The 12094-nt window shown below is 64.4% G+C and carries 2 protein-coding genes; both read right to left on the reverse strand.

Annotation, left to right across the window (positions count from 1 at the left end):
- Positions 1–40: 40 nt before the first annotated feature.
- Positions 41–10765, reverse strand: coding sequence for a hypothetical protein (locus KA354_09050; protein MBP7934779.1), 10725 nt, complete (start codon positions 10763–10765; stop codon positions 41–43).
- A 27-nt stretch (positions 10766–10792) separates the two neighbouring features.
- Positions 10793–12094 (reverse strand): hypothetical protein, encoded by a 1302-nt coding sequence (locus KA354_09055; protein MBP7934780.1) that lies wholly within the window; start codon positions 12092–12094, stop codon positions 10793–10795.

Genomic DNA, 12094 nt, shown 5'->3' on the forward strand with positions numbered 1-12094 from the left:
GGGGGACACAGCGGACCTGCTCTCCCTCGCGGCAGAAGCCCTACCGCCCATAGCCGGTCTTCTGCCCGCCGCTCCGCTGCTGCTCGATCAGCTGATCCAGTACCTTCTTCATATCCTGGGGAGCGATGTTGACCGGCCGCACCACGCGGGCGCTCATGCCGCTCGTCGGCTTCATCTCCTGCAGCTTGTCCACCAGCTGCTTCACCGTCGGGAACAGGCTGGGCGTACCGGCCACCATCAGCGCCGGCACGCGCTCGTCGACGCCGATGGCAATCTGGCCCGGCTTGTAGCCCGGCTGCTGTCGCTGCTTGGCCTGCTCGCCGGTGTTCACCGTCTTCTCGATTTCGGAGGCCAGCTGCCGAGCGTTCATCCCGCGCGGCAGTTGCACGACCTCCATGCCGCTCATCTCGGTCTTGGTGTCGAGTTTCTCGGCCATCTCTTCGATCATCTTGTAATCAACGGTGCGAGCCCTGACAACGAGCGAGTTGGTCCCGTCGTCGGCCATGATCAGCGGAATGGTATCCGTACCGCTCGTTCGGGTGCGGTTTTTCTCCGCCGGCTCGGTGAACATGCGGCTCAGGGTGGTCGCCAGCTGGGCGGCCGAGCCGTTCTTGATCGGGATGATCTTCGGCGCCGTTCCCGCACCGGGCATCTCCTTGTCCATGTTCTGAACGACCTTCTGAATGCGATCGATGGACGACGCCGAGCCGCTCACCACCAGGGCGTTCATCAGGGGTGACGCCTGGATACGAACACCGCCGACCAGATCCTCGCTCCCGCGGCCAGCGGTCGTGCCCGGCTTCCGCAGGTACTCGGACATGATCTTCTGAGTCTCCGCCGCGTCGATGAACTCCAGGACAATGACCCGCAGCTCCTCGACATTGGCCTCGTCCACCGGTTTGTCCAGTTCGGCCACCAGTTCCTTGATCGCGGCCATATCCTGCTTGTTGGCCGAGACCACGATCGAGTTGCTGTTGGTGTCCGCCCCGAAGGCCGGTGGCTGCTGGCCCGCCCGGCCCTTGGTCCGGTAGGTCGCCTGCAGCACCGGGTACAGGTCCGCCGCCCGGGCGTTCTTCAACCGGAGGATTTCCTGCTGGGGAACACCGGTTCCGGACACATCCATCTCCTTGATCAGGGCGGCGATCTTCTCGTGGTTCTCCGCCGAGGCCGTGACCACCAGCGTGCTGGTCGCCGGCTCGACCGAGGTCACCACCTGATCGCGCTGGCCGAGCGTCTTGTTGGCCTCGAATCGGGCGTCGATCACCTTCTGCATGGCGGTCAGGTCGACATACTGGATCGGATAGGTTTTGATCGACCGTTGAGTCTCGCCTACCTGGGGAATGTCCAGCTGGGCGATCAGGGCCTTGATCTCCTTCATGGATTCGTCGTTGTTGGCGGTCACGAGCAAAGCGCCGGAGGCATCGTTCGACGACACGGTCACCGGATAGGTGCCCGTTCGCCTGTCGACCTTCATGCTCGCCCTGATCATCTTGTCCAGGGTCTTGGCCAGCTCCGAAGGAAGCACGTTCTTGATCATCACCGTTTCCGGAGCGGTCAGCCGGGACCCCTTGATCTCCGCCGTGTCCAGTTCCGCCACGATCTTGGAGACCCGCTCGTGGTTCTCTGAGGAGGCAGTGACCAGGAGGGCGTTGTTGGTGGCGTCCGCCGTGAAGGTCACCTGATCCTGGATCGGCCGGTTGGCGTTGTTCGAGAACCGGGCGGTGATCGCCGTGACCACCGATTGCAGTTCCGCATACTGCAAAGGGTACGGTTTGACGGTGCGGTCCTTGTCCATCGGCGGCTCGATATCGAGCTGGGCGATCAGGGCCTCCGCCTCTTTCATGTCCATTTCGTTGGCCGTGATCACCAGCGTATTGGAGGCGTCATTGGCGGCTGCCGTGATCGGGTACAGACCGGTCTTCTGATCACGCTTCTTGCTCCGCTGGATCATCGCGTTCATCGTCGTCGCGACGTCCGAGGCCTTGGCGTGCTTGAGAACGACGGTCTTGGGGATCACCACACGATCCAGATTGCTGATGTCCAGTTCCTTGATGATCGCCGCGACTTTCTCGTGGTTCTGGGGCGACGCCGTGACCAGGAGAGCCATATTGACGTAATCCGGGGTCAGACTCACCTGATCGTGGATCGGGCGCTTGGCGTTGTCCTGGTACCGCGCCGTGATCGCGGTCGTTGTCGACTGGAGGTCGGCGTAGCGCAATGGATAGGACTTCACCACCCGCTCGATCGCCGCGGCCGGCTGGCTGTCGAGATTGCTCACCATGGCCCGGATCTCGTCCATATCCTTGGCGCTGTTGGCGGTCAGCAATAAGGTGTTCGACTGATCGTCGGCCGTGACCGACACCGGATACGTGCCTGTCACCCGGTCCCGTCGCATCGTCCGGCTGATCATCTCGGTCAGCGTTCGGGCCAGATCAGAAGCCTTGGCGTTGGCCAGGTGAATTGTCACCGGGGCGGTGATCTTGTTGGCATCCGGATTGTCAATCTGGCTGAGCAGCTTGGTGATTTGCTCCATCTCGTCGGCCGGGGCCTTCACCACGATCGCCTGCGTGCCGTATTCCGCCGCGATGGTCACCTGTTCGTTGGCCGGCACCCGGCTCCCCGTCTTGGCGAAAACCTGGGTCAGCGCCTGCACGGTGTAGCCGAGGTCGGCGAACTTGACCGGAATCACCCTGGTCTGCTGGCCTCTCGGCGTCGCACCTTCCACGTCCAGGCTAACCAGCAAGTCGTCGATCGCCTTCTTGTTGTTCGCACTGCACGTCACCAGCAGCCGCTTGGTGGACGGCTCGGGGGTGATCGAGACCGTCATCTCCGCCGGTGCGATAGTAGCCCCGGACTTCGTCAGGGCCGTAAACCGCTTCTGGAACATCTTGTCCAGAGTCTCCGCCACCTCATCCGCGTTGGCGAACTTCAGCGGGATCTGGTAGTCATTGACCGTGATCGCAGCCGGCGGCTGCGGAATCGCTCCCTCCAACGGGTCGATGATCTTGTTCTTGATCTCGTCGATCTGAGCTCTGGTGCCGGTCACGTAGACGACGTTGGCGCTGGCCTCCGCAGCGGCCTTGGGTGGCAGCATGCCGTGAACAAACTGCTTCCCGGAGTGCAAGGCATTGATCGTCGCCGCCACCGAGGTGGCCTGGCCCCTGACCAGGGTGAACATCTGGGTCGTCACCGTGGTCACATCCGGCGGAGGCGCGTCCAGGTCGGCCAGCACCTTGGTCACGGCCAGGAAGGTCGCGGGCGTGCCCGCCACGATCAGCGAGTTGGTCCGCTCGTCGGCGGTCACGGCATACACATCGGAGGCAATCGCCCCACCGCCCGAGCGAGTGACCTGAATCATCATCTCCTTGAACCGCGACAGAACCTCCTGAGCGGTTGCATGCTTCAGCTTGAAGACCTGGATGTCGCTCGTCGTGGTCTTGTCCATGGTCTCGGCCAGGCCCTTGATTTCGTCGAAGACCGCGGCCGGGGCACTGACAAACAGCATCTTGCTGCTGTCCTCACCCACGATCGTGACCCTCTGCTTGCCGCCCTTGCCGCGAGCCCCGCCCGTGCCGGTCCTGCTGCCCAGGAAGATCTCCTTGAGCTTGTCCGCCACGGTCGAGGCATTGGCCACTTTGAGCTGGATCTGGTGCGGCTTGACGTCCTGCCCCACCTCGTCATCCAGCTGCTTGATCTGCTCCGCGATCAGTTTCTGCTGAGCGTCCGGTGCCCACACCACGATGCTGTTGGTCTCCGAGTTCGGCGTGATCCGAATCGCCAGCGAACCCGTCGCCTTGGGATCATCCACATGAACCGCGCGCAGCGTCTCCGCGGTCGTCGTCGCGTCGGCGTGCTCCAGAGTGTAGATCTGGGCCTGACCCTTGTCCGGGGCGACGTCCAGCTTGGTGATAATCGGCTCCACCTTCTCCATGTCTGGCAGGAGAGCCCGAACGACCAGGGTGTTGGTCCGCGCGTCGGCGGCCACGGTGACCGCGCCCATCCGCGAAGGGCGAATGACTTCCCCTCCGCCGGCCCCCATACGACCGCCGCCACCTCCACCGCCGCTGTCGGTCCGGAAGATCCGCTGCAGTTCCGTCGCCACCTTCTCCGCGTCACCATACTTCAGTGGGAAGGTCTTGATCTGCGACGGGATGTCCTGAGCCTCGAGGTTGTCGATCAGCTTCTCCACCAGCTTCATGCCGTCCTGCGGAGCGGAAACGATGATGCTGTTGGTCGTCCCGTCCGAGGTGATCGTGATTTCCTTGGCCGGATTCAGCTTCAGCTTGCCCTTGACGTCCCCCTCGGCGCCGGGCGTGGCCGCGTCGCCACCCAGCATGCCGGAGGCCTGCATCTCGAGCATCTCCTGCTCGAGCTGTTCGATCAACGCATCGGCGTTGCCCATCATGCCCGGCATCCCGGGGCGCATCATGCTGGGCCGCGTGCGCAGGGTTCTCGTCCGGGTATCCTCGATCTTGAGAATCGCCTTGATCGCCTGCTCGACTTCATAGGCATTCAACTTCTTGAGCTGGAAGATCTTGATGTCCACCGGCGGCTTGTCGCTCGGCCGGTCGATCTTGAGCAGCAGTTCGGCCACCGGCTGGAAATCCTCCTTGGCCGCGCGGACAATCAGGGTCTGATCGCGCGGGTTGGGGAAAATGCGAATCCGTTGTCCGCCGGGCGCGGCCTGAGCCTGCTCGGCCTCCTTGCGGGCCTGCTCTTCGTCGCGCCGGCGCTTGCCGCCGCCTTCTTCGTCCTCTTCTTCCTTCTTGTCCTTGGCCCCGCCAGCTTGCGGCTTTCTGGCATCCGGCTGCGCGGCCTTCTTGGGCTGCGCCGGCTGCTTGTCGTTGAACATCTGCTCCAGGATCGTGGCCGCGATGCTCACGTCCAGATACCTGAGCCGGAACACGCGTACATCGCTTGGAGCCTCCTGCAGCTCCTCGAAGTTCTCGATGATCCTGTCCAGCGTATCCTGGAGCTCCTGGACTGCGGATGGATCGCCCAAGAAGTAGATCAAACCCGACTCCTCGTCGTACTTGACCTGCACATTCCCAGTCTGGTAGGCCTCCGCGGCCGCCCGTCCGATCTCGATCTTGGTGCGCTCCTCCGCGGACATCTCCGACTCCGCGGGGGCGTTGGCGGCGGGATCCGGAGCGGGCGACGGCGATCGCGCTTCGACACCCTGCGAGCCACGAGGTGTCTTCCCGTGGTCTTCAGCGGCGGGTGCCGCGGGAGCGGGTGTAACCGGCGTCGGTGCCGGTACCGGGGGCGGAGGTGCAGTCACAGGTTGTGGGACGGACGCTGCAGGCTGCGGAGCAGGAGCGGCGGTCACGGGCGCGGGCGCCACCGGGGCCGGAGCAGCTGCCGCCGGCTGAGTCGCCGGAGATGCCGCCACCGGCTGAGAGCCGGGGGCGGCCGGTTGTGGGGCCGGGGCGGTTGCCGCCGGCTTCGGTGCCGGTGCAGGCGCCGCCGCAGGCCGAGTCGCTGGAGCGGGAGTAGCCGCGGGTTGCGAACTTGCGGCCGTGGTCGGTTGGGCCGCTGGCTCAGCCACGGTGATCTTCACCGCCCCCGCCCAAGCGAATCGGGCAATGGCATCCGTCAGGGGGCGCAGTTCGGAGCTCGGGGCAACCACAGGTGCGTTGTTCAGCGACGTCGTTCTGACGCCCGGTACGCCCACCGGCGCCGCGGGCTGAGTCGTCGAACGATAGTCGGGTTCCACAATCGGATCGGTGTAGTTGATCTCGTTCAGCATGTCGAGCGGGTTCTTCCGTCCGGCCGCCTTCGGAATCGCCGACACCTTGAACTTGTTCTGCATCTCTGCCGGGGCCGCCTGCTGCATCATCTCCACCATGCGGGCCACGTTGGTCCCTTTGGGAACCTGCTTGACCGACATGGTGACCGGGGCTCGGATATTCTGCTTCTGCAGCCGGACCAGCCACTCCTCAACCAGCGTGAAGTGTTGCGGCTTGCCTTCCACGATCACCTGGTTGGCGATCGGGAAGCTCTTCACGTATGGCGAATCCGAATAGCCGATCAGATCGATGAGCACGCGATCGAGATACTTGGCGATGGTCTCCGCCGAACCCTCGACATCGTATACCTTGGTGATGTTGCCCTTGCGGCTGGTCACCACGGCACCCATGCGGCTGGTGTGGGTATCCTCGGCCGGCTTGGCCAGATCCTCCTTCATCTTGATGATCTCTTCGATCAGCGGGAACTTGTCCTGCGGTGCCGAGACGATGATTCGCTTACTGGCGTACTCCGTCTGAATGACCACCGGCGTCGAGCCGCGCGATCTCCGTCTGCTCCCCGACCCTCCGTAGCCGACCGAGGAGTAGTCGTAATCACTGCTGCTGTAGCCGCTGCCGCCCGCCTCGCTGGCCCCGGCGATGTCCTCGAGAGCGCTGACCACTTCGTACAGGTCCGCATACTGGAGGGCGAAGACGCGCAGAACCGGCCCTTCGGGCTTGGCCTGGGCATCAAGGCTCAGCACCAACCGCTCCCCCTCGGCCACCTTGTCATTGGGCCCACGCAGAATGATCATGTTGCTCGACTCGACCGGCGTCGCGGAAAGCTGCTCGGCATCGCTCGAGCCGCTGCTCCGACTCATCATCCCGCCGCCCCAGGGTGACCACTCACCCCGCCAGCCATCTCGTCCGCGACGCCCGCCCCAGCGCGAACCGCCGCCGCTTGACTTGTTGACCTGCTCCTCGACGATCTCGGCGATCTCCTCCGCCCTGGCCGTCTTGAGCGTGATCATCCGCATCGTGGACGGCTCGGCTGGCCTGTCGAACTCCTTCAGCAGTTCGTCGACCAGCGGCAACAGGCTCTCCGGCGCGGACACCATGATCCGCCGACCGGTCCGGTGGGCGTTGACCCGGGGCCCGTCGGACATGCCGCCGAAGCCGCCGTACCACCCGCCGCCGCGCCGCCCGCCGCTCTTCTCCTTCAGCTCCTGGAACTTGGCCTGCAGGATCGGCTCGAGCATCTCCGCGATGTCGTCGGGCCGGGCGTCCTTCAGGTCATAGTGGCGGATCACCATCGAGGTGTCCGGCCCGCTCTGCTTGATCATCTGCTGGACGATCGGATCGATCTCCGCGATCTTCTCCGGCGGGGCCGAGACCATCAGAATGTCGCTGTTGTAGCTGCCGATGAACTTGACGCCGTCCCTCGATCCTCGCCGCCCCCATCCGTCACCCCTCGTCCCCACCGAGTACAGCTGCTCGAGGTTCCGGGCGATTTCCGATGTGCCCTGATAGTCGGAGCTCTCGACCTTGTAGCTGCGGATCTCGTTCTTGCCGCTCGGATTGGTGTCCAGCAGGGCGATGAACTTCTCGATCTCCGCCATCTTGTCCTGCGGCGCGCTGACCACCAGCCCGTTGCCGACCTCGGTCATCTTGATGCTGCCGGGCGTCGACGAGGAGGACGAGGAGTCCCACCATCGCCGACGGTCGCCGCCGCCGCCCGAGGTGAACATCGTTTCGATCGCGCTGCGGACTTCCTCGGCCTCCGCGTGCTGCAGAACGAACGTCTTGCGCACGAACTCCTGGGCCGCGTACAGGTCGTCGATCTCCTTGGCGTATTTCTCCGCCTTCTTGAAATCCTCCTCCGAACTGGTGATCAGGATGCGGTTGCTCACCGGCTCGGCCACCAGCGAGATCGGCACTTTCGGAGCGCTGTCGCCCATGCCCATGCTGTACATGCCGAAATCGCCGAATCCCCCGCGGCGCCCGCCGCGGCGCCCGCCGCCGCTCTCCGGGAACAGACCCTCCAGCTTCTCGATCACATAAGCGGCCTCGGCCGTCTTGAGCTGGATCACCCGCAGCTCGGCTTGGTCAGCGGCGCTGGGCTGGTCCAGCTGCAGGATGAGTGCGGCGACCTTCTCGTGAATCTCGTCATTCGCCGAGACGATCACCACGTTGGTCTGTGGATCGAAGCGGAACTTGGCGTCCGCCGATTCCCCACCGCCGTAGCCCATGCCCCACCGCGAACGTCCGCCGCCCCCGCCGAACGACTCGGTCAGGATCTGGGACACGTTGCCTGCCCCCGCGTGCTTCAGCTTATACAGCTTCGTGGTCTTGTCCACATCGGCGCTGGTGTCGAGTTCCTTCATCACCCGCTCGATGTCCGTCCACATCTCCGGGGTGCTGACCACGATCAACGTCTTGGAGCTGTCGTCCGAGATGAACTTGGGAAGACCACCCTCGCCCGAACTCATCCCCCCCCCGCGGTAGCCGCGGCCGCTGTAGCCGTACCCGCTGTAGCCGCCGCCCCCGCCGCTCTTCTCGCCGAAGCGGCTCATCAGCGTCATGGCCATGTCCGTCGGTGTCGCGTGCTTGAGACGCACCAGATGCTCAACCGCGCCCGCTTCCGGATCCACGTCCAGCTTGGCAATCAGCTTCACGGCATCGTCGAGGTCCTTCTTGTTGCCCATCAGGATGAGGGCTCGGTCGTTGGCCACATCCGGAATCGCTCGGAAGTCGGCATCCTGGCTGCCGCCCCCGCCGTAGGCCCGTCCGCCGGATGAACCTCGCGACGAGAAGGTCGTGCTCAGGATCCCCGCGATGTTGGACGCGCTGCCATGCTTGAGAACGATATACTGGTACGCCTCTTCGTCGGCGGGCACATCCAGGAGCTCGATGAACTCCTTGACTCGGACCATTTCGTCCGACTTGGCCTTGACCAGAATCGACCGGCTCTGCTCCAGCGGCGTCAGCACCGCGGTGGTGCCCACGTTGATGACCCGTGGCGGCTGCCGAGGCGGTGGGGGCTGACCCGGCTGGGCCACGGGCTGCGGTACCTCGATGATCTTCTGCTCGCCGAGCATCGGACGGATCATCTCCGCCAGCTTGGTCGGCGAAGTGTGCTCGAGCTTGATGACTTCCAGCTGGCCGATCTTCTCCAGAGGCAGGTCAATAAACTTCTCCAGGTACTCCGCCACCAGCTTGTGCTTGGATGGAGTCGCCCGAATGAGCAGCCGGTTCAGCCGGCTGTCTTCGTTGATATCCACCATGTCGGCACTGGAGACCGCGACCACCGGGGCCGGCGCGGGTGCCGGGGGGGGCGCCCCCGGGGGGCCGCCCCGCCGCCCGCCGCCCGCCGGAGTGGGCGCATTGGTGATCGAGACGCCTCCCTCGGTCGGCGGCAGAATCTGCCGCAGATCCTGGGCCGCGTCCTGCGAGGAGGCGTATTTCAGCGAGTAGACGCGGAGTTCTCGCCCGTCGCCTTCGGTATCCACATCGATGAGGTGCAGATACTCCAGCTGCTGGTTCAAGAAATACACAAACCCCTTGAGTTCGATGGCGTTCGAATTCGGAACCGTCGTCGCCCGAGCCGCGTTCACCGGCACCAGGTCCACCGCACGTTCGGCCAGCATCTGGGCCGGCTGCTGCTTCGGCTCGTAGGAGACCGAGGCCATCTCCCAGTCCGGGAGCTTGGCCGCCTCGTACTCCTTCTCCGTCCGATAGATCCGCTTCGGCGGAATGTGCCGATACCACTCGGTCAGCCGACGAATCTCCAGATAGCTGTCCCGCTGAATCACCCAGGCGTCCAGATCGAAGATGATCTGGTTGAACTGCAGCAGGGCCTCGTCGTACTTCATGATCTTGACGCTCTCAAACGTGATCGGCTTGGGAGCCTTCACGTCCAAGGAGCCCTGCCCGAGCATGCTGAGACCGGTCATGGTCTGCAGATCCCGGCACATGTCCTCGAACGAGGCGTTCTTCCAGGCGAAGAAGTACGGCCTCTCGTTGTAGGGAAGCGTCCACCAGCCCGTCTGTTTCTTCAGTTCCGCGGCCAGGTTCGGCGCCCCGGTCTGCGGGTGGCGCGGGATCGTCGCGTCCTTGGGCGCGTTCGATGTCGGACCGGGCACGCCTCCAATGGCGCTCGCCGGCTGCGATCCCGGAACACCGGTCACCGGAGCATGAACGCCCGGAGTCGTCGAACTCGCGCCCGGCGTCGCCGGCACCCCTGCCGGCCGGCTCGACGGTCCGCGAAACGTCGTGCCCGTTGTCCCGGGACCCGTGTGACCACCGGCCGGTGAAGATGTGGTCGAATGCCCCGGCTGAACGCCGGGTTGGACCGCCCGGCCACCGGGGCCGCCCGGCTGGACGCTTCGACCCTGGCCCGGTACGCCCGGCTGAGTCGTCGGCGGGTTCGCCTTGATTTCGTTCTCCAGGGCATCCAGCTCATTCTGGTCGACGGTCGGTAACTGCCGGGCATCCAGCCGCATACCCTCAGGGGTTGGCCCTTCATCGGGCGGAGGCACCGCCGGTTTCACCGGGCTGTTCACCGGCTCGGGGCGGACTCGGGGAGCACGACGGATCGAAGGTTGTGTCGCGGGAGGCATGCCGGACGGACGGCTGGCGGTGATGGGATTCACCGGAGGTGGGGTCACCGGACGCACGCGGGGGCCACTACGATACCGTTGATCCGACTGCCGACGCTGCTGCTCTTCCGCCTGCCGACGCTCCAGCTCGGCCTGTCGGAGCTCCTCCTGAGCCTGCTCACGCTCCTCCTGGGCATGCTGACGAACGAACTCTGGATCGGCCATCGCCTCGTCAATCTCTTTCAGTAGCTCGGCCTCGGTCTTCTCGGGCGGCGCCGCCTCCTGCTCGGCAGGTGCCGTGGTCGGATTCTGAGCCGCAACTTCAACGCGCCAGGCCAGGCTGACGCCCATCCACAGGCCGGCCGCCGCCCATATCGTCAATGGCAGAACCACCGGCATTCGCCGGCTGACCTGCATCGTCGTCGTTCGCTTGTTTGCCATTGGTCCGTGACCTCCAATCACGCCCTCTTAACTGGGGCTTGGCTTTATACCCGAAGCCTGCTCCGCCAGTTTCATGACCTCGTGGTAAATGAGTGGCTGGGTGTCTTCCGTCAGATCCTGGCAGTCCTTCAGGGCCTTGCCGAGTTCGTGGAAGTGCCGCCGACCGTCGGCGCTTTCGGTGACGGCTCCCTTGGGATGAACGTAAACCAGCGTACCGCCGTAGACTTCTTCCCCCACTTCCTTGTACTGATCTTCTCCCACCTTGGGTGCATTGGGCTGCGGCCGCGGATTCTCGAGCACGACCAACTGCCCGCGTGGCGAACTCAGGACCCGCCCCAGAACCATCTGAGCGTCCTTGGGAGGAGCGGTCGGCACGGGCGGCTGCTGGACCACCACCGGCTGAGTCGCCGGGCTGCCGCTGAAGATCGCTCGGATCGTCTTGTTCGCGTCCACCTTGAGCTGCCCGGGAAGCATCGAACCGATCAGGTCGCCTTCCCAGCGCTCGAACTTGAAGCCGGGGTGTGGGGTCACGTTCACACTGACTGAACTGCCCTCCGGGTACCTTGGCATCGGTGGTACCAGGCCGACCACGCCGGCGTTCGGAGGCTGGGCCGACACGCTGATGGCGAACTGTTCCGGCCGGTAAGGCTGAAACATCTTCTTGGCCAACAAGGGTTTATAGTCGTCCAGCTTGGCCAGCTTGGTCCGCCCAACCTCCTGGCGCTTGCCCTCATCGAGCCCCGCCTTCTCCACCGCTGGAGCCAACTGGCTGGGCGGGAGAATCAGCGTCTCCAACTGCGCGGTCATCTTCAGCAAGCCCTGGGCGGCCTCCTCTTTTCGTTTGTCCTCCTTGCCGGTCAGCCGAATCGCCTGACCCAGCGTCAGACCTGTGCACCGCACCTGGTACGGCTGGCGATACAGGTTGAACAAGAAGGCGACCACCTCGTTCAGCTTGGCGGTTGCCGTCACGGTGGCCGGCAGGCGGCGAATGCCGTTCTTCTGATAAGATCGGACCTGGTGCAGACTGATCTGCACATCCTGGAGCCGGGCTTGCTGCGTCTGCTCGTAGAGCTCCTCGCGCAGCCGCGTCATCGCCTCGTTCGGGTCCATCGATAACGTGCTTGGCCCGATCTCCCGACGCCAGCGATCGGTATTGACGACCGCCCGAACCTGCTCTGACTTGATCGTGGCCAGATCCTTCTTCAGGGACTTGATCTTGGCGTCGTAACCTCGGAGGGAGTTCCGGTATAGAACCACACCCGTCCGGCCAAGGAACACCGCCATGGCCGCCAGCAGAAGCCCGATCATCAGTCGTTCGCGAGAGTTCAT

Source organism: Phycisphaerae bacterium, assembly GCA_018003015.1.
Taxonomy (GTDB): domain Bacteria; phylum Planctomycetota; class Phycisphaerae; order UBA1845; family PWPN01; genus JAGNEZ01.